General features: G+C 40.1%; 25 protein-coding genes. 9 read left to right on the forward strand and 16 right to left on the reverse strand.

The genetic code is table 11. The features are described from left to right. Window positions 1-325 precede the first annotated feature (325 nt). From ACZ5L8_RS09860 to ACZ5L8_RS09870, 3 genes are all read left to right on the forward strand, one after another. Window positions 326-1,111 carry a hypothetical protein gene (locus ACZ5L8_RS09860; protein WP_464437056.1) on the forward strand — a complete coding sequence of 262 codons (786 nt, stop codon included), beginning with the start codon at window positions 326-328 and terminating at the stop codon, window positions 1,109-1,111. Between the two features lie 107 nt (window positions 1,112-1,218). Next, complete coding sequence (locus tag ACZ5L8_RS09865; RefSeq protein ID WP_464437057.1) at window positions 1,219-1,632, forward strand: hypothetical protein; 414 nt, start codon at window positions 1,219-1,221, stop codon at window positions 1,630-1,632. A gap of 99 nt (window positions 1,633-1,731) precedes the next feature. Beyond that, complete coding sequence (locus ACZ5L8_RS09870; RefSeq protein ID WP_464437059.1) at window positions 1,732-1,980, forward strand: hypothetical protein; 249 nt, start codon at window positions 1,732-1,734, stop codon at window positions 1,978-1,980. A 68-nt stretch (window positions 1,981-2,048) separates the two neighbouring features. Here the strand turns inward: ACZ5L8_RS09870 and ACZ5L8_RS09875 are convergent, their stop codons facing one another. The 9 genes from ACZ5L8_RS09875 to ACZ5L8_RS09915 form a co-directional block, all read right to left on the reverse strand. Further along, entirely contained in the window at window positions 2,049-3,062 is a 1,014-nt protein-coding gene (locus tag ACZ5L8_RS09875; RefSeq protein WP_464437061.1) for a threonine aldolase family protein, read from the reverse strand. A 20-nt stretch (window positions 3,063-3,082) separates the two neighbouring features. Further along, window positions 3,083-3,880 (reverse strand): SDR family oxidoreductase, encoded by a 798-nt coding sequence (locus tag ACZ5L8_RS09880; RefSeq protein WP_464437063.1) that lies wholly within the window; start codon window positions 3,878-3,880, stop codon window positions 3,083-3,085. Further along, on the reverse strand, window positions 3,874-4,941 hold the full coding sequence (locus ACZ5L8_RS09885; protein ID WP_464437065.1) for a type III polyketide synthase: 1,068 nt from the start codon (window positions 4,939-4,941) through the stop codon (window positions 3,874-3,876). Before ACZ5L8_RS09885 ends, ACZ5L8_RS09880 begins: the two co-directional genes overlap by 7 nt. Beyond that, window positions 4,917-5,618 carry a methyltransferase domain-containing protein gene (locus ACZ5L8_RS09890; RefSeq protein WP_464437066.1) on the reverse strand — a complete coding sequence of 234 codons (702 nt, stop codon included), beginning with the start codon at window positions 5,616-5,618 and terminating at the stop codon, window positions 4,917-4,919. The genes ACZ5L8_RS09885 and ACZ5L8_RS09890 overlap by 25 nt, the downstream gene beginning before the upstream one ends. Continuing rightward, window positions 5,615-6,730: an NAD(P)/FAD-dependent oxidoreductase gene (locus tag ACZ5L8_RS09895; protein ID WP_464437067.1), complete on the reverse strand. Its 1,116-nt coding sequence runs from the start codon at window positions 6,728-6,730 to the stop codon at window positions 5,615-5,617. The genes ACZ5L8_RS09890 and ACZ5L8_RS09895 overlap by 4 nt, the downstream gene beginning before the upstream one ends. An 80-nt stretch (window positions 6,731-6,810) precedes the next feature. Continuing rightward, on the reverse strand, window positions 6,811-7,512 hold the full coding sequence (locus tag ACZ5L8_RS09900; protein WP_464437068.1) for a YiaD family glycine zipper/OmpA-like lipoprotein: 702 nt from the start codon (window positions 7,510-7,512) through the stop codon (window positions 6,811-6,813). Between the two features lie 23 nt (window positions 7,513-7,535). Continuing rightward, complete coding sequence (locus ACZ5L8_RS09905; RefSeq protein ID WP_464437071.1) at window positions 7,536-8,024, reverse strand: lipocalin family protein; 489 nt, start codon at window positions 8,022-8,024, stop codon at window positions 7,536-7,538. Window positions 8,025-8,060: 36 nt separating this feature from the next. Beyond that, window positions 8,061-8,219, reverse strand: a complete 159-nt coding sequence (locus ACZ5L8_RS09910; protein WP_462597436.1) for a DUF1328 domain-containing protein — start codon at window positions 8,217-8,219, stop codon at window positions 8,061-8,063. A 147-nt stretch (window positions 8,220-8,366) separates the two neighbouring features. Next, complete coding sequence (locus ACZ5L8_RS09915) at window positions 8,367-10,343, reverse strand: alpha-ketoacid dehydrogenase subunit alpha/beta (RefSeq protein ID WP_464437073.1); 1,977 nt, start codon at window positions 10,341-10,343, stop codon at window positions 8,367-8,369. Window positions 10,344-10,496: 153 nt separating this feature from the next. Between ACZ5L8_RS09915 and ACZ5L8_RS09920 the strand changes: the two genes are divergently transcribed. The 4 genes from ACZ5L8_RS09920 to ACZ5L8_RS09935 are packed head-to-tail and all read left to right on the forward strand — an operon-like array spanning window position 10,497 to window position 13,599. Next, window positions 10,497-11,447, forward strand: a complete 951-nt coding sequence (locus ACZ5L8_RS09920; RefSeq protein ID WP_464437075.1) for an isopenicillin N synthase family dioxygenase — start codon at window positions 10,497-10,499, stop codon at window positions 11,445-11,447. A 3-nt stretch (window positions 11,448-11,450) separates the two neighbouring features. After that, window positions 11,451-11,780 carry a translation initiation factor gene (locus ACZ5L8_RS09925; RefSeq protein ID WP_464437077.1) on the forward strand — a complete coding sequence of 110 codons (330 nt, stop codon included), beginning with the start codon at window positions 11,451-11,453 and terminating at the stop codon, window positions 11,778-11,780. Window positions 11,781-11,790: 10 nt separating this feature from the next. Next, a complete protein-coding gene (locus ACZ5L8_RS09930) occupies window positions 11,791-12,723 on the forward strand; it encodes a DUF1835 domain-containing protein (RefSeq protein WP_464437078.1) in 933 nt (310 codons plus the stop codon). A 3-nt stretch (window positions 12,724-12,726) separates the two neighbouring features. Beyond that, the gene (locus ACZ5L8_RS09935) at window positions 12,727-13,599 is read left to right on the forward strand and encodes a nucleoside phosphorylase (RefSeq protein WP_464437081.1); all 873 of its coding nucleotides are present in this window, start codon (window positions 12,727-12,729) and stop codon (window positions 13,597-13,599) included. Here the strand turns inward: ACZ5L8_RS09935 and ACZ5L8_RS09940 are convergent, their stop codons facing one another. Both ACZ5L8_RS09940 and ACZ5L8_RS09945 read right to left on the reverse strand, forming a co-directional pair. Further along, window positions 13,600-14,139 carry a DUF922 domain-containing protein gene (locus ACZ5L8_RS09940; RefSeq protein ID WP_464437083.1) on the reverse strand — a complete coding sequence of 180 codons (540 nt, stop codon included), beginning with the start codon at window positions 14,137-14,139 and terminating at the stop codon, window positions 13,600-13,602. Further along, window positions 14,139-15,443: an asparagine synthetase B gene (locus ACZ5L8_RS09945; RefSeq protein WP_464437085.1), complete on the reverse strand. Its 1,305-nt coding sequence runs from the start codon at window positions 15,441-15,443 to the stop codon at window positions 14,139-14,141. Before ACZ5L8_RS09945 ends, ACZ5L8_RS09940 begins: the two co-directional genes overlap by 1 nt. A gap of 139 nt (window positions 15,444-15,582) precedes the next feature. On the opposite strand from ACZ5L8_RS09945, the gene ACZ5L8_RS09950 reads away from it, so the two are divergent. Continuing rightward, complete coding sequence (locus tag ACZ5L8_RS09950) at window positions 15,583-18,537, forward strand: glycoside hydrolase family 3 N-terminal domain-containing protein (RefSeq protein WP_464437087.1); 2,955 nt, start codon at window positions 15,583-15,585, stop codon at window positions 18,535-18,537. Between the two features lie 78 nt (window positions 18,538-18,615). Here the strand turns inward: ACZ5L8_RS09950 and dnaB are convergent, their stop codons facing one another. The 5 genes from dnaB to tgt form a co-directional block, all read right to left on the reverse strand. Continuing rightward, window positions 18,616-20,169 (reverse strand): replicative DNA helicase, encoded by a 1,554-nt coding sequence (gene dnaB, locus ACZ5L8_RS09955; RefSeq protein ID WP_462597427.1) that lies wholly within the window; start codon window positions 20,167-20,169, stop codon window positions 18,616-18,618. A gap of 169 nt (window positions 20,170-20,338) precedes the next feature. Then, entirely contained in the window at window positions 20,339-21,292 is a 954-nt protein-coding gene (locus ACZ5L8_RS09960) for an acetyl-CoA carboxylase carboxyltransferase subunit alpha (protein ID WP_464437089.1), read from the reverse strand. A 103-nt stretch (window positions 21,293-21,395) separates the two neighbouring features. Further along, window positions 21,396-22,301 carry a DMT family transporter gene (locus ACZ5L8_RS09965; RefSeq protein WP_464437091.1) on the reverse strand — a complete coding sequence of 302 codons (906 nt, stop codon included), beginning with the start codon at window positions 22,299-22,301 and terminating at the stop codon, window positions 21,396-21,398. After that, window positions 22,288-23,364 (reverse strand): LptF/LptG family permease, encoded by a 1,077-nt coding sequence (locus ACZ5L8_RS09970; RefSeq protein ID WP_464437093.1) that lies wholly within the window; start codon window positions 23,362-23,364, stop codon window positions 22,288-22,290. The genes ACZ5L8_RS09965 and ACZ5L8_RS09970 overlap by 14 nt, the downstream gene beginning before the upstream one ends. Next, window positions 23,365-24,495, reverse strand: coding sequence for a tRNA guanosine(34) transglycosylase Tgt (tgt, locus tag ACZ5L8_RS09975; protein WP_464437095.1), 1,131 nt, complete (start codon window positions 24,493-24,495; stop codon window positions 23,365-23,367). 182 nt (window positions 24,496-24,677) lie between these two features. Between tgt and ACZ5L8_RS09980 the strand changes: the two genes are divergently transcribed. Then, window positions 24,678-25,523, forward strand: a complete 846-nt coding sequence (locus ACZ5L8_RS09980; RefSeq protein ID WP_464437097.1) for a transketolase — start codon at window positions 24,678-24,680, stop codon at window positions 25,521-25,523. Window positions 25,524-25,536: the final 13 nt, after the last annotated feature.

The following is a 25,536-nucleotide window of genomic DNA, read 5'->3' on the forward strand; positions in this document are numbered from 1 at the left end:
AACGGGCTCTGCAGCGACTTAGCGCACTCTGTAATCACCAGAACGCATTGTGTAACCTCCAGGACGCACTGTGTAACCTCCGGAACGGGCTCTGCAGCGACTTAGCGCACTGTGTAATCGCCGGAACGCGTTTTGCAACCTCCGGGACGGGCTCTGCATCGCCTTAGCGTACTGTGCAACGCCTTAGCACGCTCTGCATTGCCTTAGCGGACTGTGCAGCGGCTTTAACGTTTGGTAGAGTTTTTAGGTTTGTTAGCGGGTGACTGTATTGTACTGAAGGAGAAAGTGGTATATTGAAGGACAAACTCTATATATAAGAATACTTATGAAAATTTGCCCTCTTTGTGAAATTAATGAGGCTGATAATGAGAATTCTCACATTATACCTAAATTCTTAGGAAAACCACTATTCGAAAAAAGTAAACCTCGACACTCTCTCCAAATAAATAGAAATGGAAAAATTCTAAAAACACAGGACACTCCTAAAGAAGATCATCTAATCTGCTCCTCATGTGAAAAGCGATTTGAAGTACTTGAGACATACTTTGCAAGAAAACTTATCAGTATAAATGATTACAATAACAGAAAAGAGAAATTTAAGATTTATGAAATATCTCCTAATAAAGTTTTGGAATGCTTAGATCTAAATTCATCAATCTTCAAACTTTTTTATTATTCAATTCTATGGAGAATTTCTGTTTGCACACATCCAATGTTCACGAACTTTAAATTATCAAATTTTGTAGAAACGACTATAAGATCCTTTTTAGATAAAAACCTATTCGACTCGCATAAAGAGCTTCTTAGAAATATAGACAATATTATTAATTCTCCAGATTTTGAATTTATTGCATACAAACCACAAGCCGGCAAAAGAGAATTTAAAGGAATATTCACCGCTTTTCAAATGTCTGATGATTGCTATTCCATTTTCACGAGCGATATAATCTTTTATTTTTACACTAAAGAAGATAATCTTCGCAACATACCTAAACATCTTCTTAATTCCGGAAATCAGAATATCAAATTCGTTCTTGCCGATTCTTTACAGTGGAGCAAATTAAGCGATGCTGTTATTAGGCATCGCCTTTTTAGAAAAAACGATATTTAATTAATTTGAACCCACCTTAAAAATTGAACCTGCTCCAAAAGATATCTCGATCAATAATCAAGTATTGCTTTGATGCTTCTGTTTATTGTATTCAGCTTTTTAGCACAATGGATGTTTATACTAAAAAGGTTGATGATTTACAGCTTCTAAAAGAAGGTTCATTAGGAAAAGAAATTGCTAATACGCTAGCACACCATAATGTTACTCTTGTGCCTCGTTATGAAAGTCATGATCTAAAGCATGTTCTGTTAGGGTATGATATGACACCAGAAGATGAGATACGCATGCAGGCCTTTATGATAGGTAATGGCAATTATTCTATTCCGTCATTTACCATATTTCTATTTGGTGCGCTTTTACTACCAGACCTCTGGAGTACATTTCATAAAGACTTTAAAAAAGGATTGAACACCATACCTATTTCTGATTGGACGATAGAGCAATATGCTTCTCAATCATTAATGGGTTTAAGAGCTATATTGTCTCAATCAAGAAGCAAAATTTTAATTAAAAGTCATTAATGCTATTGTGTTTCATTTCCGCGAAAGCGATAGAATAGAATTAATTAAGATTATAAAATCTCATTATAATTCCCGAAATTGTAAAATAAATGTAGATTCATGGCAACGGTAGACAAAATACGCAGCGGACTGATCGACAAGATCATGAATATAAATAACAAAGAGTTTTTAATGGCAATTGATCATCTAATTTCTACTAGCAAGAGTGAATCAGATGTTGTTGAGTTGACTTTAGCTCAAAAAGAAATGCTTGATATGAGCGAAGACGACATTAAAAATGGAAGGTTGATATCACAGGAGGCTATGGATAAACGCAACCTAGAATGGCTAGAGAAATTAGCTTTATAACAATCTAAATTTTCTAAAATAAAAAAGACGGCAAGTGCCGTCTTTTTGTTTTACATACTTCTAAGTTTCTAACTTAAGAACTCTAAAAACTTATCATGCATCTCTGCCGTGTAATCATAATGGGTCACAATGCGTAGTTTGCCTTGTCCCATTGAGCTTATGTGGATGTTGTTTTCTTTAAGCTCCGCCATAAAGTCGGCTTCATTGACATCGTCATTAAGATAAAAGATCAAGATGTTTGTCTCTACTGGCTCTACCGCTTTTACTTTAGCATGACCGGCAAGTGCCGCAGCGAGTTCTTTGGCGCGTCTGTGATCATCTTTCATCAATTGCCAGTGGTGGTCTATGGCGTAAATTCCGGCGGCAGCCATAAAACCTACTTGGCGCATCCCGCCACCTAGCACCTTGCGCACACGCATAGCCTTATCCATAAACTTCTTTTTGCCCACCAGTACAGATCCCATGGGCGATCCTAGACCTTTGCTTAAACACACAGAGATAGTGTCAAACACTTTACCATAGTCTTTAGGCGACTCATCAGTTACTAAAAGCGCATTCCATAAACGAGCGCCATCCAGATGCAAACCCAGACCGTGATCGTCACATACTTTTTTGATCTCAAGAATTTCTCCAAAATCATAGCACGCGCCGCCACCTTTATTTGTTGTATTCTCTAAACACACCAGTGACGTCAATGGACTGTGATAAAAATCTGGCGGATTGATACTTTCTTTAACCTGCTCTGCCGTGATCATACCGCGATCACCATCTATCAACTTACAAGACACGCCGCTGTTAAACGAAACGCCGCCACCTTCATAATTATAAACGTGCGCATATTTATCAGCAATAAGCTGTTCGCCAGGTTGCGTATGCATTTTTATCGCCGCTTGATTTGCCATACTCCCGGTAGGAAAAAACAGCGCATCATCCATCCCAAAAAGGTCTGCGATCTTTTTCTCAAGCGCATTTATAGAAGGATCTTCTTTATATACATCATCACCCACCTCAGCACTCATCATCGCTTTAAGCATGCCTGCAGAAGGCTTTGTGATCGTATCGCTTCGTAAGTCTATTTTCATCAAAATTCTATTTTAGGGTATTATCGCAAATGTTCGCCACCGTCTACTTTAAGCACGATACCGTTGATCCATTTGGCTTCATCTTTTGTTAGTAAATACACGGCGTTTGCCACATCTTCTGGCGTGGTTAACCGCTTAAAAGGATTGCGCATCAACGCTTGTTCTTTCAGTTTATCGCTGCCCGGTATCATCTGTAAACTCTCAGTATCTGTCACTCCCGCTTGTATGCAATTTGCTGTGAGACCCAGCGACGCATATTCAAACGCCATGCTGCGCACTAAAGCTTCTAGCGTGGCTTTTGCCGCAGATACTGCTGCATAACTAGGCGCTGGTTTTGAGCTTCCCTCGCTGGTAAATGCTATTATTCGGCCTTGCGGCGAAAAAAGATCTGCCTTGATCACTGCGTCTGCCCAAGTGTACAAACTGGTTGCCATGGCTTCTATCGTCAATGTAAAATCTGTAGTTGAAAGATTCTTCGTTTCTTCCGAAGCAACTAGAGGTTTTAAATTTCCTTTTGCGATGCTGTGTAGCAGCAACCGCACTTTAGCGTTTTGCTCATTAAGAAAATCAAGCACCTGCTTAATATTTTCTGCTTTGAGTGCGTCTATGTTGAAGTCAACAGCCTGAATTCCGTCTTCACGGAATTTTTCTAAACCTTCATTAAAATCGGCCAGTTTGCTGCGGCGCGTGCGATGCACTATGCAAAGGTTAAGTCCGTGGCTCGTAAGTTTTTTGGCGGAAGCCCAACCCAAACCTGAGCTACCTCCTAAGATAAGTGCCCACTCATTATTGTTGTTAAGATTGAATTCTTTTACCATTTTAAAAGGGTGCGTTGTGCAGAGAAACCTGGTCCAAAACTAAGCATTAATCCATAATCATCCTTAGGTAATTTGCGTTCTAAGAAACGCTCTAGCACATAAAGCACGGTAACGCTACTCATGTTTCCGTATAATCTGAGCACTTCTTTTGTGTCATCTATATTCTTACCCATTTTACCAAAAAGTTCCTCAACTGTTTGCACGATCTTCTTACCACCGGGATGAAAAATAAGGTGATTCAGATCTTCTATATTAAGATTTGCCCCTTCTAAGAAAGGCAGGATTATGTCATTAAAATGCGTGGCGATGGTATTAGGCACTTCTTTATCAAGCACCATCTTAAGGCCTGTATTCACCAGATCAAAACCCATCATATGTGTAGCGTCAAAAAAGTGATACATCCCAGAATGGATGATCTCTGGTCCTGCATCTTCCTCTGCTGATGACAGCAAAACACAAGCGGCACCATCACCAAAGATCGCCGCGCTCACCACATTTGCCATGCTATAATCATTGAGTTGAAAAGTAGCTGTTGGACTTTCTACCGCGATAACTGCGGCTCTTTTACCGGGATTTGCCTTGAGAAAGTTTTGTGCATATATCATACCAGATACGCCGGCCGCGCAACCCATCTCTGTAACCGGAAGCCTCACCACATCTTGACGAAGTTTAAGCGCATTTATTAAGTATGCGTCCAGTGAGGGAATCATAATCCCAGTGCAGCTTACCGTGATAATATAATCTATATCTGTGGGATCCCAGCCGGCATTTGCCAAAGCATTTTTTAAGGCATTCTCCCCTAGCTTTTTTACCTCGCGGGTATAAATATTATTTTTTTGAGCAAAACTCGTTTCTGTAAAGACTTCTTCTGGAGCCATGACGCTGTAGCGTTTATCAACTCCCGCCCCCTGAAAGATCTTTTTTACCTTTCGCACAAAGCGTTCTTCCTGACCTTCTAACCAGATGTCAAGAAAATCTATGATCTCTTCTGTGTTCTTTGAATATGCCGGAAGTTCTTTAGCCGCGGCAACGACTTTTACGCTTTGCTGTCTATTATCCATAAATATCTAAATGCCCACCGCCAGCGTATCTGGTAAGATGTAAGGTTAAGTTTTTTTGAGAATAGCTGTAATTCTTTCTTTTTAAACGCCCGTTGTATTGAAACCAGTCCGTCATGCCGGGCGACATGGGTTTTCATAAAAATACGACTTAACGGTTGAAACAGCATGGCCGCCAGACGATTTCGATGTAAATCATTTATTACCACGCCCAGCTTTGACAAACGCATAAAATGTTTAAGAAAATCTAGGATCTGATCATCTTCAAAATGATGCATAGTCAACGTACTGGTCACAATATCACAGTGCAGATCTTCAGACTTTAATTGCAAAATATCTTGCTGCAAAAACCGAATTTCGGGAAATGCTTTAGAATTGTTTTTAGCTAACGTGATGCTCTTAGCATTAAGATCAACACCTATAAGATTTACATTTATTTTCTTCTTGCGACAGTAACGGGCGACCTCACGTAACACCTCGCCATCGCCACATCCCATATCGACGATCGTATATTTAGATTGCGAGTATTTTTTAAAAAAGTACTGTAAGCCGTTTATGGTGATATTATTTCCGCCCAGATATTTATTAGCCAATGAAATATCATTAAGTGCCGCCTGTAGCTGATCATCTGGCAGGGTGTGATCATCCATCAACTCAGGTTCTTTACTTCTTGTTTTCATGCTTTGCCGTGTGTAAGTTGGATAACCTTAGGTATTAAAGATGGGAAAGTCTTTGCAATATTTACCGTTATACCTGAGAGTGTGTCATTTTGAAAAACAGACTGCAACATTCTACCCGTGCGTATTCTACTTTTAAATTGTTTTCTCCATGCTTTTTTATAATTGGCCTCTAACTTCTCTCGATCTAACGCGCCTGTTTCTAAATGCTCAATAATAGTTTCACACAGGATTTTTGCTCCCATTATTGCCATTGCCATGCCGTTACCACAAAGCGGATGAATAAGTGCTGCGCTATCGCCACACATTAGAATATGGTCTTTAACTAACTCCTTGTTATCAAACGAAACCTGACTTATGGTAAGTGGTTTTGCAAAAGTCATTTTCGCTGTAGCGAAAAAATCTCTTAAATAAGGGTTTTCGTAAAGCACCTGTTGTTGATATTCTGCGATGTCTCTGTAATTTTTAAAACTCTCATAAGTTGCCAAATAACAAACATTCACAGCATCGTTTTCTACTTTGGAGATTCCGCAATAGCCTCCTTTAAAGTTATGAAGTGCCACTTCATTTTCTGGCACGTCGCATGTGTAATGAGCTTTTACGGCCAGCCACGGGCTTTTCTTTTTGATAAATTTTCGCGAAAGCGAGACATCCAGATTACTTCTCTTACCAAATGCCCCGATAACAAGATCTGCTTGTAATATCTTCCCTGAAGCAGTTTCCACCGAGAATGAACTCTTATCAAAAAACACCTCAGCTACTTTATCAAAAATGAAGGTGCAGCCCTGTGCTTTTGCTTTTTGATAAAGGATATTATCAATATTGAAGCGGCTAATGCCATAACCACCTAACGGCAGATCTGCCGTATAAGCATCTCCTGTAGTATGCGTAAATTTAAAAGAATTGATCTTAACAGCTCCATTTGCAAAAGGATCTATACCCAACAAATTGAGGTAAGACAATGTTTCATTAGAGATATATTCTCCACAAACCTTATGACGCGGATATTCTGATCTCTCTATAAGTGTTACCGCAAATCCAGCTTTAGAAAGATGAATGGCTGCTGTAAGACCTGCGAGGCCGCCACCTATGATGAGAATATCTTGTTGTATCACCTTTTAAAAATACAAAATCCCGCAGCGCAAAGCGCCACGGGATTTTAGTGTTATAATTCAAATTTAAAATGGACGTATGACTATTGTCCTTCGCCAGCTTGTTGCTTAGCTTCTTCTTTCATCTGCTGATTAGGCACAATCGCAAGTGTTACTCTACGGTTTTTAGCACGACCTTCGGCAGTACTGTTATCGTATTTTGGCTGTGTTTCACCATACCATTGTGTTGTAAATCTACCAGCATCAAGACCACGACCCACTAAATAGTTTGTCACTGCCTCTGCTCTGTTTTTTGACAAGGTCATGTTGTAAGAATCACTACCAGAACTATCTGTGTGACCTACCACAAGTACGTTAGTTTGTGGATACTCCATCATCACCTGCGCAAGACCATTAAGTGTTTCTTGAGAAGCGGCGTTAATATTGTACTTTTCAGTAGCAAAATACACACCACTATTTTCATCAAAGTTCACAACGATACCGTCGTCAATACGCTCTACCTCAGCACCAGGAATTTCTTCCTCGATACGTTGCTTTTGCTTATCCATCTTGTTACCAATGATCGCACCGGCACTACCACCCACAACACCACCTATCACGGCACCTAGTTCTGAGTTGTCACCACTACCCACATTGTTTCCTATTACAGCACCAATAATGGCACCACCTGCAGCACCTATCACGGCACCTTTTTGTTTATTATTTGCGTTACGAGTAGCCTCACAGCTTGTAAAAAGCATCGCCGAAAGCACTACTACAGCAAGAGATTTAAATATAGTTTTCATCTGTTTCTTTTTAATTGAGATTGTTATTCTTGAAGCTTAGAGAAGTTCATTACAATTTTAAAAGGCTTACCATTATATTGAACGGTTTGTGTAAAGGTCAAAGAATCTTCAGACAAGTAATCAATACTCAATCTGAAACCTTTATTGTTCATTGTAGAACGCATTTTCTCATCAGTAGGCTTCAATAAAATATCATATGAAGAAGTAGCAGTATTATCAACATCTGGAATGGTCCAAACAAAATAACGCTGACCTACAGGGCAACCAGAACTTGTGATCTCGTAGTTACCAAAATTGTTATTAGGGATAAACCTCCATGTACTTCCTACTAGACACTCTGAAGAAGTATCACCAAAAAGTGTTACATCATAAACACCTGGCGCATCGCCATAATTAATGCTGTCAAGGTTCCAATATCCCTTTAGGGTTTTTCTAGATTGCTGTACAACCTTGCTAGGCCCACATGAAGCAGCAAAGACACCCACAAGAAGTAGAATTAATATCTTTTTCATTTCAATAGTTTTTATTAGTAAAGTGTATGTATTCTTCTATCTAAATAATCTTGATACAAGACTGATCAAGAACAGTACAATAAAGATGAAGAATAGAATTTTTGCGATGCTCTCAGCACCAGAAGCAATACCACCCCATCCAAAAGCTGCGGCTACAATTGCGATTATCACGAATATTATTGTCCAACGTAACATAGTATAAAGTTTTAGATTAATTAGTCACGGCTAAATTATAAAGACAATCTATCGCCAATGCGATTATTAATAACGTTTAACTAGCTCTTGTTAAATTGAGTTAAGGAGAAATAGTGTTCTACTGAGAAATCGATAAAATTTTAACTTTTAGTAGTTAAGAAGCGCTTCGATCGCTATTACAAAACGGTCTTTAGGTAGGTAATTTTTTTCAAGCCTTTCGGCGAAAGGTACTGCTGTGGCTATGCTTGTCACCGTTTTAACAGGCGCGTCCAGAAGTTCAAAACAATCATCTGCCACTCGAGCTGCAATGTCTGAAGCTATGCTTCCGTGGAAGACATCTTCAGTCAATATTATGATCCTTCCCGTCTTTTTTAGTGAAGACTTTACGGCTTCAAAATCTAAAGGCATTAATGTTCTTAGATCAATAATATCTATTGAAAACTGCGGATTTGCCTCTGAAACAGCTAATGCCCAATGCACGCCAGCGCCATAAGTTACGACGGTGATCTTTTCGCCATGAGCGACAGTTGCCGCCTTACCTAATGGCAACGTAAAATAATCAATCGGCACTTCCTGACGTATATTTCTATACAACGCCTTATGCTCAAAAAACAGCACAGGATTAGGATCATTTATAGATGCAGCAAGCAAACCCTTTGCATCTTCCGGAAATGCGGGATATACAACCTTGAGCCCGGGAGTGTGCGTAAACCAAGCCTCATTTGTCTGACTGTGAAAAGGCCCAGCGCCCACGCCAGCGCCGCAAGGCATGCGCACAACAACGTCTGCATTTTGCCCCCAGCGGTAGTGACTTTTGGCAAGTAAATTCACTATAGGATTAAAACCAGACGAAACAAAATCTGCAAATTGCATTTCGACCACAGCCTTCATTCCTTGCAAAGAGAGACCGTATGCGGCTTCAACAATAGCCGACTCACAAATGGGTGTATTGCGCACGCGTTCTTTACCAAACTGCTCCACAAAACCTTCAGTGATCTTAAAAACGCCGCCGTACTCTGCAATATCTTGACCCATGATCACAAGATCATCATGACGCTCCATGCTTTGACGCAAACTTGACGAGATCGCGTCTATAAAACGTATTTCGGATTTTTCTCCTTGTGGTTTTTCAAACCGCTGCTCATCTTTTGCAAAAACATCGGCGAGTTCATTTTCAATAGTAGATTCTATTGCTGGTGCTGCATTTGCGATTTCCCAGGCTTGATCAATTTGTGTTTGTAGTTCAGCTTTTATTTCTTCATTTCGCTGCAGCGAAATAATATCTTCTGCGATCAAAAATTCTCTGTAGTTGTCTACTGGATCAAGTTTCGCCCATTTTGCCATGAGCTCTTCAGGAACATATTTTGTACCGCTTGCTTCCTCATGACCCCGCATACGGAAGGTTTCAAATTCAATGAGAACAGGACGAGGATTTTGACGCAAGTCTTGAGCTAGCTGAGTGATTTTCGTGTAAACGTCAAGAATGTTATTACCTTTTATAGAATGACCTTCCATCCCGTAGCCTACGGCGCGATGCACAAGTTTCTTGCAATTATATTGTTCGTTTGTGGGTGTTGAAAGTCCGTAGCCGTTATTCTCAATACAGAAGATCACTGGTAATTGCCAAACAGCCGCGACATTGAGCGCTTCATGAAAATCACCCTCGCTCGTGCCGCCCTCACCAGTAAAAACCGCAGTGACTTTTTTCTCGTTCTTAAGCTTAGAAGCTAAAGCAATACCATCTGCCACACCCATTTGCGGACCAAGATGCGAGATCATCCCAATGATCTTAAACTCTTGCGTGCCAAAATGAAAACTACGATCTCTACCTTTTGTAAAACCAGACGCCTTACCCTGCCATTGCGCAAAAAGTCGTTCTAGAGGAACCCGGCGTGTTGTAAAAACTCCCAGATTGCGATGCATGGGCAAGATGTATTCATCATTTTCTAACGCTGAGGTCACTCCTGCTGCGATCGCCTCTTGCCCCATCCCGCTAAACCACTTGCTAATTTTTCCTTGACGCAGGAGAATAAGCATTTTTTCTTCGATCAATCTAGGCAACAGCATTGCCGTATAAAGTTCAACTAACTGTGAATCATTAAGATTAGATCGATCAAACTGCATATAGAGGTGATTTACAAAAGTTATGTTAAGCTAATAAAGAAATTTATGAAAAATATGGCTTTTTATAACTTCTTTATAACAGCTTTTAAGCTTGCTTTAGAACGCCGTCGTGGGCTTTTTCAATATATTTGTAAGTATTAAAATTGATAAAAAATGAACAACATCCCTAGTGTTGATCTTGCAGACTTCTTAAGTGAAGATCCTAAACGCAAACAGAAATTTGTAGAAGAAATTGGTAAAGCCTATGAGGAAATAGGTTTTGTATCCTTAAAAAATCATTTTCTGGATGATCAACTTGTTGACAATCTATATAGTGAAGTAAAATCTTTTTTTGATCTTCCTCTTGATGTAAAAGAGAAATACGAGATCGCTGGTCTAGGCGGGCAACGCGGTTATATCTCTTTTGGTAAAGAGCATGCAAAAGGCAAGAAAGAAGGAGATTTAAAAGAGTTTTGGCATTTTGGCCAGGACGTTGATGAAGATGCAAATCTCCCTGAGCCATATCCAGACAACGTAGAAGTTGAAGAACTTGATAACTTCAATGAAACAGGTATGGAAGCATACAGAATGCTTGAGAAAACCGGTATTTATGTTCTTCGCGCGCTAGCGCTTTACATCGGTCTTGATGAATTTTACTTTGACAAATGGATCAAAAATGGAAATAGCATTTTAAGACCTATTCACTACCCACCTATTGAAACTGAACCTAAAGGAGCCGTACGTGCAGGAGCTCACGGCGATATCAACCTTATCACATTATTGATGGGAGCATCAGCCGGTGGTTTACAAGTATTAAGAAAAGATGGTGAGTGGATCGATGCGATCCCTAATGAAGATGAGCTTGTGATCAATGTAGGCGATATGCTAGAAAGACACACAAATAACAAATTGCGCTCAACGATTCACCGTGTGGCAAATCCACCAAAGGAACAATGGCACACACCACGTTATTCTATCCCATTTTTTATGCACCCTCGCAGTGACATGAAATTAAACTGTTTAGAAGAATGTATTGATACAGATCACCCTAAAGCGTATCTAGACATCACAGCTGGCGAATTTTTACACCAGCGTCTGGTAGAGATCGGGTTGATAAAAGAATAAACTATGGATCTTAGAGATCAATTAAAAAATCTTTTTCCAGACCATGAGGAAGAACAGCCAGAACAGGTTGAGAACGATGGTCTGGATATCTGGATGCAAGACGATCCGCTTATTTGCAAGTATGAAAAACGTCGCGGCAAACCCATAACCATTATAGAAGGTTACACAGGCGCTGATGATGATTTTAAAATACTTGCTCGCGAGCTCAAGACTATGCTTGGCGTAGGCGGAAGTTTTAAAAAAGAACAAATCCTCATACAAGGCGATTATCGCGATAAGATCATGATTTTTTTAAAAGACAAAGGTTTTAAAGTGAAGCGCGTGGGAGGCTAAAACTTTTATTATGAGCAAGAAAATTCTTCATATCACTAATGGTGATTCGCTAACGGATAGACTAACCCAGATCAGCCTAGACGGCGAGATCATCGTGTGGCGAGAGATGCTCTGTGAAGGTCCCACCGTTCAAGAAGTAGGTTCTAATGAGTTTATCGCTTTGCGCGAAAAGTTCTTACAAGAGTCTTACAATATCCCAGAAGGTGATTATGAAGAAAAATTTGTCTCTCAACTCAACAAGCTTGAAAAACTTGAAACCTATGATGAAATAATCCTTTGGTTCGAGTTTGATCTTTTTTGTCATATAAACATGCTTGCCGCCATAAGTTATCTTGTGCAGCATAAACGCACAGAACCTATTTATTTAGTATGTAGCGGTCGTGTAAAAGGTGAAAAAGAACTCAAAGGCCTGTCTGAACTTAGCGACAAACAATTGCTCGCACATTATGAAAGTAAAATTCATCTCACCGAAGATGACATTGAGATGGCAGCTTTTATCTGGGAATTATATTGCGGTCAAAACCCCAATAAACTCAAACCAGAAATTCGTAAAAGCAGCAATTTCAAATATCTTTCAAGTTGCATCCGTGCGCATCTAGAACGCTACCCTAACGCACTTACTGGCTTAAATACGCTCGAAACTAACGTTCTTAAATTGATCAAAGAACATCTGATCACCTCAGAGATCCAGTTGTGTGGTTACGCCTTAAGTTATCAAGGATATTATGGTTATGGCGATATTCAGATCATGCACATTATTAAAAAATTAAAACCTTTCTATGAGCACAACGGCGAACGTTTTGTCCTTACTAGAGAAGGCGAATTAGTTTTGGCTGGAGCCAAAAACTTTTACCAGCAATTAAAATCTGATGACACATTGGGAGGAACAAACAAGTACGACTACTTGTACAACCCAGAAAGTCATCAATTGCTGAAATTATAAGCAATGCAAATACAATCTTCAGAACTCATCCTTAACGAGGATGGCAGTATATATCACCTCAATTTATTACCTCAAGATCTAGCTGAAACAGTAATTACTGTGGGCGATCCTGATCGCGTTGAGAAAGTCACAAAGTATTTTGACGAGGTAATTCTCACTAAACATAAACGCGAGTTTAAAGCGCAAACTGGCTTATACAAAGGCAAGAAGATCACTGTGATCTCAACTGGCATCGGCACAGATAATATTGATATTGTGCTTAACGAACTCGATGCACTGGTAAACATAGACTTTAAAACCCGCGAGATAAAAAAACAGCTTACCAAGCTTAACATTATCCGCATCGGGACCAGTGGCGCGATTCAAGAAGATATTCCTGTAGATAGTTTTTTAATAAGCACAAAGGCCATCGGTTTTGATAGTTTGCTGCAATTTTATGATAGCAAATCTATTCAGGATGATGAGTTGCAAAAGGCGTTTATAAAACATTCTTCCTGGAATGTAGACAAAAGCACTCCTTATGTCATAAAAGGCAGCGAGAGGTTGTGTGATCATTTCGCTTCAAGCGAAATCTACTCTGGCTTCACAGCGACAAACGTTGGTTTTTACGGTCCACAAGGAAGGGTTTTACGTGGCAAATTAGAAGATCCTGAGCTTAACGATAAGATCGCGAGTTTTGAGTTTAACAACTCTCGAATCACAAATCTTGAAATGGAAACTTCAGGGATTTATGGGCTTTCAAAATTACTGGGACACGAGGCAATTTCGCTTAATGCGATATTAGCAAACCGAGCGCTTGGCACGTTTAGCGAGAATCCGCAGGAAACTACTGAAAGGTTGATAGAATTTGCTTTAGAAAAGATCGCACAGCTGTAATTACTCAGCCCATCTGCGATATCTATAAAGCATCGTAGCGATTTTCTTTTCCCAGACTGCTTCTGCTTTTTCATTAAGAGAATGCTCTGCCTCTTGATCAAAACGATCTTGCATTGCATGTCGTTTTGATTCAACTTCAGCGTATATTTTTTTGATCTCTTGTTTGCTTCTGTTTGAGAATTGAAACTCCGCTATTCGCTTGCGCAAAATCCTCGCATGAAGTTCTGAAATATCAAAATGTGTCTGCTCGTGACGCAAGGTTCTGGGCGTGACTTTACCGCGCCTAAACCAACTGAGCGAAGGGTAAAAATAGGCTTTGACCCAACTTTCTTCTTTCACTAGAACTCCTCTATTATTTATAGAATATCCATGACTAATGCCAGAACTTGTACTTGCAGCGTAAGCATTTATACGAGCTGGGCGACCTTTAAAATCTTTCCACGTAAGTGGCCTACCCGCTTGCCATTCAAATTTGGGAGGTTCTGGAGCGCTAGGAAAACTGAATAAAAAACAGATTAAAAGAACGGTAATTCTTAACATCAGGTTTTTTGTTTTTTCTTTTTAGCCGCAGGAAAAAGTACGTTGTTTAAGATCAGCCTGTAACCGGGACTGTTAGGATGAAGTTCAAGTTCTGTTTTAGGATCACCCACGCGATGTTGATAATCTTCAGGATCGTGACCACCATAAAAGGTGAAAAATCCTTTTCCTTTAATTCCGTGAATGTAACGCGCCTCACCATTTGTTTTATTTTCTCCCATAACTAAAACCGTGGGCTTTATAGATTCTGGATCGTATGAGGTGGTTTGCCCCATAAAACCCTTAACAAGAGCTGTATGATTTTGCGTAAGCATGGTTGGGATAGGATCCCATTTTGCGCTGTATTCTTTCAGCGTGAAATAATCAGTCTCAAAAGGAATTCTACGCTTTGAGGTCATGTCAATACTCGAGAACTCATATTCTAGTGGATTTCGCTCCAGCAAAAAATCTGTAAACGCAAACGTGTTTGCAAAGTTCATCTTATTTTGATAACCAGCATCTGAAGGATCACCGTCAAACATCGGTTCGCAGATGTCTACATTTTCTGCCGCTAAGGCAATATCAAAACTATCTGTAGCGCTGCACATGGCAAACATAAAACCGCCGCCCACAACATAATCTCTGATCTTAAACGCCACCGCTCCTTTTTCGTCAGAGACTTTATCATAGCCCAATTCTTTGGCCAACGCCTCTGCCTGATTTTTCTCTTCTATATACCATGGTGCCGAGCGATATCTACCATAAAATTTACCGTATTGCCCAGTAAAATCTTCGTGATGCAAATGCAGCCAATCATATAAAACTAACTCATCTGCGAGCACCTCGCGGTCATAAATTTTAGTGTACGGAATTTCTGCATAGGTCAAAACCATTGTAACCGCATCATCCCAAGGCACAGAACCGTCTGGAGTGTACACAGCGATTTTTGGCGCTTTTTCAAGAACCACGGCTTCCATGTTTTGCGACGGACTCTCAATTTCTGCAAGCAGAGCTTCTGTTTTAGAATCGCTCATCACCTCAAAACTCACGCCGCGTATTTTACATTCTTTTCTTATCAATTCTGCATCAGGAATTAAAAATGAACCGCCGCGATAGTTGAGCAACCATTTTACATTTTGCTGCTGCGAAAGGATCCAATACGTGATTCCGTAGGCTTTAAGATGTTCTTTTTGCCCATCAGCATCCATCGGGATCAAGATGTAAGAAGCATGCGCTTGAATGAACAGAAATAGTAAAAAAAGCGTCGCACTCCATCTTTTAGTGTTGCTTGATCTTTTACCAGAAGTTTTCAATGTAGTGTGCGTCATAGTGTGAATTTACAACGTAGCAAAGACTATGCCTAGTATATTTTTGGCTTAAGCCAAAAGAAATTTGTTTTCAATACAATATACTAAAACTTAGAACCTCGTATTTGCTTAAATTTAAAGCTGATTATTATACCACACGATGAAAAAACGCTTCCTAACTCTACTGCTATTTTTACTGATCACCCAATTTTCTGCACTAGCCCAAGATAAAACTCCGGCATTTTTACAATACACAAATAGCGCTTGGGTAGATTCTGTGATGCAAACTTTAACGCCGCAACAGCGCATTGCGCAATTATTTATGGCGCGAGCATATTCTAACAAAGGAGAAGATCACAAAGCTTTCATCTTAAAGTTAGTTAAGGAACAAAAAATAGGCGGACTCGTTTTCTTTCAAGGAACTCCTGAGAAGCAGATCGAGCTGATGAATGAATATCAAGAAGCTTCAAATGTACCGTTACTGGGCGCGATAGATGCAGAATGGGGTTTAGGAATGCGTCTGGACAATACCATGAGCTTCTCTTATCAAATGGCTCTGGGCGCTATTGATGATGACACTTTACTGGAAGAAATGGGTAAAGAAGTCGCTCGCCAGATCAAAGCGGTGGGCATGCACCTCAATTTTGCGCCGGTTATGGATGTGAATAATAATCCGTTAAATCCTGTGATCAACTATCGCTCCTTTGGTGAAAACAAAATAAATGTAGCCGAAAAAGCCATCGCGTATATGAAAGGTATGCAAAGCGAAAATCTGCTTGTTACCGCAAAACATTTTCCTGGTCATGGCGACACTGCGACAGATTCTCACTACGCATTACCGCAAATTAATCATGATAAAGCGCGGCTAGATTCGCTAGAACTATATCCTTTCAAAAAAGCGATCGAAGCTGGAATCACCGGGATGATGGTTGCCCATCTTAACATCCCAGCGCTAGACTCTACCCAGGCGCCTTCTACACTTTCAAAGCCTATTATCACTGGGCTTCTCAAAGAAGAACTAGGCTTTAAAGGCCTTGTGATCACAGATGCGATGGACATGAAAGGCGTTACTGCCGGCAATGAAACTGGCGTTGTTGACATGCGCGCTGTTCTCGCAGGAAATGACATTCTTGAATTGACAGAAGATTTCCCAAAAGCCATCGCAGAAATTGAAAAAGCCATCAAGCAAGGTAAGATCACCCAAGCAGAGATCGATGCTAGATGTCGCAAGGTTTTGGCAGCAAAGCAATGGGTAGGTTTAAACAATTATGCTCCCGCTTCCGCGAAAAATCTAAACGAACGATTACACTCGCCCGAAGCTATTTTATTACAACGAAAGCTAGCAAAAGCCACGCTTACTGTTCTTAAAAATGAAAATGATATTCTTCCCATTCAACGACTAGACTCTGTTAAGATCGCTTCGATCTCTTTTGGTGCAAGCCAAAAAACTAAATTTCAAGAAACACTGAGTTTATACACGAATGTGAAGCATTTTCAACTACCTATTGATGTTGATGCGACAAAAATTCAAGCAGTAAGCGATTCTCTATCGGGTTATAATATTATAATTGGCGGATTGCATGATAGCAGCATTCGCCCTAATAATGTGGTAAAATATTCTGAGGATCTGCAGGAATATATTTCGCAATTAGCGCAACAAGAAAACACGGTTTTTGCCTTCTTTAAAAATCCGTATGCCATTGATAAGATAGATGATCTTGAGGCGGCAGATGGTTTGATCGAAGCGTATCAAGACAGCGAACTTACTCAAGAATTGGCTGCTCAATTGATCTTTGGCGGCATTGGCGCTTCAGGGAAATTACCTGTGGGCATTGGCGAGAAATTTAAATCTGGCGATGGTCTTACGGTAAAAAAAAACGGCCGTTTTGAATACACCGTTCCTGAAGATGCAGGGATGAATTCTAAGCTTTTGCATCGCGGTATTGACTCGCTTATGCAACAAGCAATGGATGCAAAAGCAATACCGGGTGGTGTTGTGCTAGTTGCTCACAACGGCAAAATTGTTTTTGAAAAAGCCTACGGTTTACATCAATACAGCGATACGGTAACGGTTGAGCAAAGCGATCTTTATGACCTTGCTTCTGTGACCAAAATTTCTTCTACCTTACCTATTTTAATGCAATTGTATGACGAAGGAAAATTTGACCTCAACGCTGGCATAGACACCTATCTCTCAGATTTTAAAAACTCAAATAAAGCAGGAATTCCTTTTAGACAAATCCTTGCGCATCAAGCGAGATTTAAGCCTTGGATTCCTTTTTGGCAAAACACATTGCGCGATAATGGTTCGTACAAATGGAACACGTTTAAAAAAGATTCTTCGGCTAGATATCCCGTTCGTATTTCAGAAGATATGTGGCTTCATCACAATTACAAAAAGAAGATCTTTAATGCGATCGAGAAGTCACCGCTAGAGGCTGAGGCAAAATATAAATATTCAGGATTGGTTTTTTATTTGCTGCCTACTATCATTGAAGAGATCACAAATTCTGATTACAGAACATATCTTAGAAGCCATTTTTATGACAAGCTTGGTGCCACAACCTTAGGCTATCACCCTATGGAAAAATTTCCATTAAATCGCATTGTCCCTACAGAGCATGATTATAATTTTCGCCATGAGCCTATTCATGGGAACGTGCATGATGAAGGCGCTATCATGATGGGCGGAGTTTCTGGTAATGCAGGCCTTTTTGCAAATGCAAACGATCTGGCAAAACTCATGCAAATGTACCTCAACATGGGCGAGTATGGCGGCGAACGCTATATTGAAGAAAGCACTTTGAAGGAGTGGTCCACCGTTCAATTTCCTGATAACGACAATCGCCGCGGACTAGGTTTTGACAAACCAAATCTAGAGTATCAAGGCGTTGACAACAATACTGCAAAAGATGCAAGCATGGCGAGTTTTGGGCATACAGGCTTTACAGGAACTATGGTTTGGATGGATCCAAAAGAAGACTTGCTATATGTGTTTCTTTCCAATAGGGTTTTGCCTACTCGCAACAACACGAGACTTTACAGTTTAAACACACGCACTCAGATTCAGCAGGTGATGTATGATGCAATTAAGGCTTTCGCCGAAAGGCAATAAAAGAAAAACGCAACCTGCGCCATTCTTCAAACTGAAGATACACACGGGTTGCGATTTTAAGATCTTTATGTTTTGTGATTAGAACGGCACGCCGTCGTCATCGTCATTCATCGAGCTACCAAAGGCTTGATCTGCATCTGGGAAAACGTTAGGGCCAGGACCTCCAAATGGATCGTCATTACCCTTCTCACCTGCATTCATGCTAGACTCAAATTGGTAGGGCGTTGAGAAATCGTCAAGGTTATCAAACTTACCAAGCTCACCGATAAATTTAAGACGAATGTTCTCTAGACCACCGTTACGGTGTTTTGCGATGATAAATTCTGCTTGACCTTGTGTTGGACTTCTTTCTTCATCATCCCACTCATCAATTTTATAGTATTCTGGACGGTAGATGAACGATACGATATCCGCATCCTGCTCGATCGCTCCAGATTCCCTAAGGTCAGAAAGTAATGGACGTTTACTACCTCCACGTGTTTCAACCGCACGCGATAACTGCGATAGCGCAATTACTGGCACGTTAAGTTCTTTTGCAAGCGCCTTAAGGTTACGCGAGATCATCGAGATCTCTTGTTCACGGTTACCATTTTTCTGGCTACCGCCGGCAGTCATCAACTGCAAGTAGTCAATCACAATAATTTTAATACCATGCTGCGATGATAAACGTCTGGCTTTCGCCCGAAGGTCAAAAATTGAAAGAGACGGAGTATCATCAATAAAAAGTGGTGCCTTCTCAAGGTCCTTTACCTTCACGTTGAGTTGTTCCCACTCGTGTTTTTCAAGTTTACCGGTACGTAACTTTTCTGACGAAAGTCCGGTTTCTGAAGATATCAAACGTGTGATCAACTGTACAGAAGCCATCTCCAGAGAGAAGAAAGCCACCGGTATACCTTGCCCTACAGCGATGTTTCTCGCCATACTCAAGGTTAATGCTGTTTTACCCATACCAGGACGTGCTGCAACAATGATCAAGTCACTGGGCTGCCATCCCGAGGTCAATTTATCTAGTTTATCAAAACCAGTAGGAATACCAGAAAGTCCTTCTTTGTTTGAAATTTCCTGAATCTTTTTCTTCGCCTGGATCACCAAACTTTGAGCGGTCTCACTACTCTTTTTAATGTTACCTTGAGTTACTTCATACAGTTTACTCTCGGCATCATCCAGTAGATCAAAAACGTCTGCGGTTTCATCGTAAGCTTCCTCGATAATTTCGTTTGAAATTTTGATCAAGCTACGCTGAATATGCTTCTGCAAAATGATACGCGCATGATACTCAATGTGAGCAGATGAGGATACTTTTTGCGTAAGCTGAACAAGATAATAGTCTCCACCTGAAACATCTAGCTTACCCATTGAACGCAGTTTCTCTGAAACCGTTAATAAGTCAATAGGCTCACCATTTTCAAAAAGCGTCATGATGGCCTCAAAGATGAATTGATGCGCATCTTTATAAAAAACGCTAGGGTTAAGAATATCTATAATTTCATCTACACCCTTTTTATCAATCATCATCGCTCCTAACACAACCTCCTCAAGATCAATTGCTTGCGGAGGTATTTTCCCTTTTTCGAGAGAAATCACTGGTTTAGAACTATATGAATATTGTTGAGGAGCTTGCACTTTTTCCATGACAACGAATGTAAAAAAATTGTTAAGCGACCGAGGTATAAAATGGTCTACTCTTATTCACTACAAGTTAACAATTGTAATGTGGATAACTTTAATTTATTGTTGATAAGCGTAAAAAAACCGCGGATTAAAATCCACGGTTTCATAAAATGTCGGTAAAGGTTTGTGTTTATCCTTTAAACACGCCCATGTTAGAATATTTCTCCATGCGCTTATCAACCAACTCTGCTGGTGATAAGTTTTTGAGTTCATCAAAGGCTTGCAGAATTTCTTTTTTTACGGTATCAAAAGTCTTGTTACGATCGCTATGCGCACCACCTAGTGGTTCTTTTACGATCTTATCTACAAGCGATTGTTTTTTCATGTCTTTTGCGGTAAGCTTAAGCGCATCTGCAGCTTGCTCTTTAAACTCCCAGCTTCTCCACAAAATAGAAGAGCAAGACTCTGGTGAGATCACACTGTACCATGTATTTTCTAACATAAGCACTCTATCTCCTACACCTATACCTAATGCTCCACCACTGGCACCTTCACCAATGATCACAACGATAATAGGCACAGAGAGACGTGTCATCTCTAATATATTTCTCGCGATCGCTTCTCCTTGTCCTCTTTCTTCAGCTTCAAGGCCAGGGTAAGCTCCCGGAGTATCAACAAAGCATACTACAGGCAGATTGAATTTCTCTGCACTTTTCATAAGACGTAATGCCTTACGATATCCTTCTGGATTTGCCATCCCGAAGTTTCTGTATTGCCTTGTTTTTGTATTGTATCCTTTTTGTTGACCTACGAACATAAAGCTCTGATTACCTAGTTTACCTAGACCACCTATCATCGCTTTATCATCCTTCACATTACGGTCACCGTGCAACTCTAGCCAAGTGTCACCACACAACGCGTTGATATAATCTAGCGTGTAAGGGCGGTTAGGGTGGCGAGAAAGTTGAACCCGCTGCCATGAGGTAAGGTTTTTATAGATCTCTTTTTTTGTTTCGTCAAGTTTCTTCTGGATCTGTTTGCATGTATTGCTAACATCAACATTGCTTTCTTCTCCTATTACAGAGCATTTTTCAAGCTGTTCTTCCAGTTCTTTTATGGGTTGTTCAAACTCTAGATATTCCATTTGGAAAATTTTAGCAGTGGAGGCAAATATACGGGATTTAGTACGGTATGGACAACGAGAAAAGCCCTAAAACTTACTAACATTTAAATTACACACAATCAAATCATTCTATGATCGTGGGTACAACGGGACGCTTTCTTCTTTTGTTTTTTAAGATACCGTTTGCTATTACAGTAGCGAGAATCAAGACTGCACCATAATAAAATTGCGGTTGCATCTTCTCTGCATCTCCTAAAATAAAATAAGCCAAAATAATTCCATATACAGGCTCAAGATTTGTAGTAAGCATTATTGTATACGGCGTAAGATGTTTCATCACTTTTACAGAGGCTATAAAGGCATAAGCCGTACACACAGTGGCAAGGATCAAAATATAAACCCAGTCCATCGTGGGGAGTTTAAAGAAATTAGCATCAAATTGTGATGTAAAAAGCAAATACAGTGAGATAAAGATCATACCAGCTGTAAGCTCATAAAACGAGATCATCGTAGGTCTATGCTTCTTTGCCACTTTACCATTAATAAGTGTAAAGATCGAAGCCAAAAATGTAGCACCTAGCGCTACCAGCATTCCGTTGACGTAGCGTGTTTCTACTTCAAAAATGATGTATAAACCGCAAATCACTAGCAAACCAAGCACGATCTCATACCAGATAACTTTCCTCTTATAAAAAATAGGCTCGAGAATACTGGTAAAAAAAGCACCTGTACTCATCATCGCAAGTGTGATACTCACATTTGAGATCTTTATCGCCCCAAAGAATGCTAACCAATGCAAAGCGATCAGCACACCGGCGATGCAAAGGGTTATTATGGTAGACCTTTTCGCTTTAAGCGAAATCTTCTTATACCTTATATATAAGAAAATAACGATTGACGCCATGAGCATACGAAACCACACAAGCGGTAACGCGTCTATACTGATCAATGCTCCTAAAACTGCTGTGAACCCCCAGATGAATACAATTACCTGAAAGAGCAGGTAGCTTTTTAAATTATCGTTTTGCACGGTTGAGAAGAATAACTGCAAGAATACCAAAAAGGATATTAGGCAACCATACTGCCACTATGGGCGAGAAACTGGATTGCTCTGAAATAGTCCCGAAAACTTTATCAAAGAAAATAAAAATAAACGCTAGCGAAATACCAAAAGCCAGATTTATACCCATCCCACCACGGCGTTTCATCGCAGAAACTGCCACCGCAATAATGGTAAGAATATAGGCGCTTACTGGCAAACTGTAACGCTTGTGCAACACCACCTCATAACGATTGATGTTAGAGCTTCCTCTAGAGCGCTCTTTGTCAATAAATTTACGCAGGTTAGGCGTGGTAAGTGTTTCGGCGATATATTCTACCGGTGTAAGATCTTCTAGATCAAATGAGAATGTAGTATCTAGTTTTGTCTCGCTCTGTAAAATATCGCCTTCTTTACCCACAATTCTTTTTTTGTATGCATTAAGCGTGTATGAAGAATCTTCTGGATGGTAAAAAATACTACGCGCAGAGATCTTATATTTTAACTCATCATTCTCAAAATGCTCAAAAGTGAATTTTGTTCCGCTATTGCGAATAGGATTAAAGCGACTTACATAAATATAGTCGTTATCATTGATCTGCCTGTAAACATCAGACGTTTCGCGATCTTTCTTACCGTGTTTTAAATACTGATATGTAAACTCATTAAATCCTTTACTTGAAGCGGGAGCTAAATATGTACCCATGATGTAAGCACCAAAACACACGATAGAAGCTCCTATTAAATAAGGACGCAAAAATCTGTAAAAAGAAACTCCACTACTCAAGAAAGCAACAACCTCTGTATTGTTTGCCAACTTTGATGTAAACCAGATCACTGAAAGGAAAAGGAATAGCGGAAAAAGAAGGTTTGCGAAGTAAATGGTAAAGTCAAGATAGTACTTTGCAACTTCAATAAACGGTACTTCGTTTGCCAGGATCTTATCGATCTTCTCAGCAAGGTTTACCGTTATCCCAATAGGAATAAAAAGCACAAGCATCATGGTAAAAGTCCCCAGGTACCGCTTGAGTATGTACCAGTCAAGAATTTTCATCTAGAGTCTTTTGTCCATTTGTTTTACCATTTTTTCTTTCCATTCTCTAAAATCACCTGCAAGAATGTGTTTTCTTGCTTCTCGCATTAACCACAGGTAAAATCCTAGGTTGTGAATGGTTGCAATTTGTCTGCCAAGATATTCATTTACTGAAAAAAGATGCTTTACATACGCCTTAGAATACTCAGTATCTACCCAAGTGATTCCCATCTCGTCAAGCGGAGAAAAATCATCTTCCCACTTTTTATTTTTGATATTTATCGTGCCGTGAGCGGTAAAAAGCATCCCGTTACGACCGTTACGCGTAGGCATCACACAGTCAAACATATCAATACCCAATGCAACATTTTCAAGCAAATTGATAGGTGTTCCCACACCCATTAGATAACGTGGTTTATCTGCAGGAAGTATCTCTGTCACAACCTCTGTCATCGCATACATTTCTTCAGCAGGTTCACCAACTGATAGACCACCAATAGCATTTCCTACAGCGCCAGCATTTGCGATGTATTCAGCAGAATGTCTTCTAAGATCTTTATACGTACTCCCTTGCACAATAGGAAAGAACGCCTGATCAAAACCATATTTAACCGGCACTTTCTCTAAGTGATTTATACAGCGATCTAGCCATCTATGCGTCATGTGCATAGAACGTTTTGCATAATTATAATCACAAGGATATGGTGTACACTCGTCAAAAGCCATGATAATATCAGCACCTATTGTACGCTGAATTTCCATCACGCGCTCTGGCGAAAAAGTATGCAAAGAACCATCAATATGCGATTTAAACTTCACACCTTCTTCCTTGATCTTTCTTGTGCCCGAAAGTGAATACACCTGATAACCACCACTATCTGTAAGGATATTACGGTCCCAATTCATGAATTTATGCAGACCACCAGCTTTTTCAAGAATCTCTATACCCGGTTTTAAAAACAGGTGATACGTGTTCCCTAAAATAATATCAGGATTAATATCCTCTCGCAATTCTCGCTGGTGCACACCTTTTACCGTTGCCACAGTACCCACAGGCATAAAAATGGGAGTTTCAATGGTTCCGTGTGCTGTTGTTATCGTTCCGGCTCTGGCAGATGTTGCCTGATCAGTCTTTAAAAGGTCAAATTGCATGCTATAAATTGAGCTGGCAAAGATAGTGTTATTTGGGTAATCTATTTGGCTTTAAGCCAAAGATGAAACCGCACAATTCTTAAGGCTTTCGCCCAAAGTATTAAATAATCGCAAAAACCCCCGTATAGATTGGAAACCCTAGTAAAAAAGGGTATTTTTGGCAGAAACGTAAATAAACTAAAATGCCAAACATCAAAGAATTAGAAGACCTTGTTGTACAGGTCAGAAGGGATATAGTTAGGCAGGTACACGCCTGCCAGTCCGGGCACCCGGGAGGTTCATTAGGATGTGCAGAATTTCTTGTTGCACTTTACTTCGATATTATGGACCGCAAAGAAGGATTTGACATGGACGGAGTAGGTGAAGATCTATTTTTCTTGTCTAACGGTCACATTTCTCCTGTATGGTATAGCGTCTTAGCACGTGCAGGATATTTCCCTGTTAAAGAGCTTAATACTTTTAGACAATTAGACAGCCGCCTTCAAGGCCACCCTACAACTCACGAAGGACTTCCAGGTATTCGTGTAGCTTCTGGATCTTTAGGTCAAGGGATGAGTGTTGCTCTAGGTGCAGCTCAAGCTAAAAAACTAAACAATGATGATCATACCGTTTTTGCACTTCTAGGTGATGGTGAATTACAAGAGGGTCAAAACTGGGAAGCGATCATGTATGCTTCTGCAAACAAAGTAGACAACCTTATCGCAACAATAGACCGTAACGGTCAGCAGATAGATGGTTCTACTAAAGAAGTTCTAGACTTTGGCGATATAGGTAAGAAGTTTAGTGTTTTTGGTTGGGATGTTGTAAAAGTTAAAGAAGGAAATGACCTTGCTAAGGTTATTGAAGGTCTTAACGAAGCAAAATCAAGAACCGGTAATGGCAAACCAGTTTGCGTGGTACTACACTCTGAGATGGGTAATGGCGTAGACTTTATGATGCACACACACAAATGGCATGGCTCTGCTCCTAACGACGAGCAACTTGCAGATGCATTATCACAAAACCCAGAAACGCTAGGCGATTACTAAAAAACTAATTGAA

The organism is Leeuwenhoekiella obamensis, assembly GCF_055391795.1.

Bases quoted from the DNA above. Each gene is read 5' to 3' on its own strand.
- ACZ5L8_RS09860 (WP_464437056.1), top strand. From the start codon at position 326: ATGAAAATTTGCCCTCTTTGTGAAATTAATGAGGCTGATAATGAGAAT.
- ACZ5L8_RS09865 (WP_464437057.1), top strand. From the start codon at position 1,219: ATGGATGTTTATACTAAAAAGGTTGATGATTTACAGCTTCTAAAAGAA.
- ACZ5L8_RS09870 (WP_464437059.1), top strand. From the start codon at position 1,732: ATGGCAACGGTAGACAAAATACGCAGCGGACTGATCGACAAGATCATG.
- ACZ5L8_RS09875 (WP_464437061.1), bottom strand. From the start codon at position 3,062: ATGAAAATAGACTTACGAAGCGATACGATCACAAAGCCTTCTGCAGGC.
- ACZ5L8_RS09880 (WP_464437063.1), bottom strand. From the start codon at position 3,880: ATGGTAAAAGAATTCAATCTTAACAACAATAATGAGTGGGCACTTATC.
- ACZ5L8_RS09885 (WP_464437065.1), bottom strand. From the start codon at position 4,941: ATGGATAATAGACAGCAAAGCGTAAAAGTCGTTGCCGCGGCTAAAGAA.
- ACZ5L8_RS09890 (WP_464437066.1), bottom strand. From the start codon at position 5,618: ATGAAAACAAGAAGTAAAGAACCTGAGTTGATGGATGATCACACCCTG.
- ACZ5L8_RS09900 (WP_464437068.1), bottom strand. From the start codon at position 7,512: ATGAAAACTATATTTAAATCTCTTGCTGTAGTAGTGCTTTCGGCGATG.
- ACZ5L8_RS09905 (WP_464437071.1), bottom strand. From the start codon at position 8,024: ATGAAAAAGATATTAATTCTACTTCTTGTGGGTGTCTTTGCTGCTTCA.
- ACZ5L8_RS09910 (WP_462597436.1), bottom strand. From the start codon at position 8,219: ATGTTACGTTGGACAATAATATTCGTGATAATCGCAATTGTAGCCGCA.
- ACZ5L8_RS09915 (WP_464437073.1), bottom strand. From the start codon at position 10,343: ATGCAGTTTGATCGATCTAATCTTAATGATTCACAGTTAGTTGAACTT.
- ACZ5L8_RS09920 (WP_464437075.1), top strand. From the start codon at position 10,497: ATGAACAACATCCCTAGTGTTGATCTTGCAGACTTCTTAAGTGAAGAT.
- ACZ5L8_RS09925 (WP_464437077.1), top strand. From the start codon at position 11,451: ATGGATCTTAGAGATCAATTAAAAAATCTTTTTCCAGACCATGAGGAA.
- ACZ5L8_RS09930 (WP_464437078.1), top strand. From the start codon at position 11,791: ATGAGCAAGAAAATTCTTCATATCACTAATGGTGATTCGCTAACGGAT.
- ACZ5L8_RS09935 (WP_464437081.1), top strand. From the start codon at position 12,727: ATGCAAATACAATCTTCAGAACTCATCCTTAACGAGGATGGCAGTATA.
- ACZ5L8_RS09940 (WP_464437083.1), bottom strand. From the start codon at position 14,139: ATGTTAAGAATTACCGTTCTTTTAATCTGTTTTTTATTCAGTTTTCCT.
- ACZ5L8_RS09945 (WP_464437085.1), bottom strand. From the start codon at position 15,443: ATGACGCACACTACATTGAAAACTTCTGGTAAAAGATCAAGCAACACT.
- ACZ5L8_RS09950 (WP_464437087.1), top strand. From the start codon at position 15,583: ATGAAAAAACGCTTCCTAACTCTACTGCTATTTTTACTGATCACCCAA.
- dnaB (WP_462597427.1), bottom strand. From the start codon at position 20,169: ATGGAAAAAGTGCAAGCTCCTCAACAATATTCATATAGTTCTAAACCA.
- ACZ5L8_RS09960 (WP_464437089.1), bottom strand. From the start codon at position 21,292: ATGGAATATCTAGAGTTTGAACAACCCATAAAAGAACTGGAAGAACAG.
- ACZ5L8_RS09970 (WP_464437093.1), bottom strand. From the start codon at position 23,364: ATGAAAATTCTTGACTGGTACATACTCAAGCGGTACCTGGGGACTTTT.
- tgt (WP_464437095.1), bottom strand. From the start codon at position 24,495: ATGCAATTTGACCTTTTAAAGACTGATCAGGCAACATCTGCCAGAGCC.
- ACZ5L8_RS09980 (WP_464437097.1), top strand. From the start codon at position 24,678: ATGCCAAACATCAAAGAATTAGAAGACCTTGTTGTACAGGTCAGAAGG.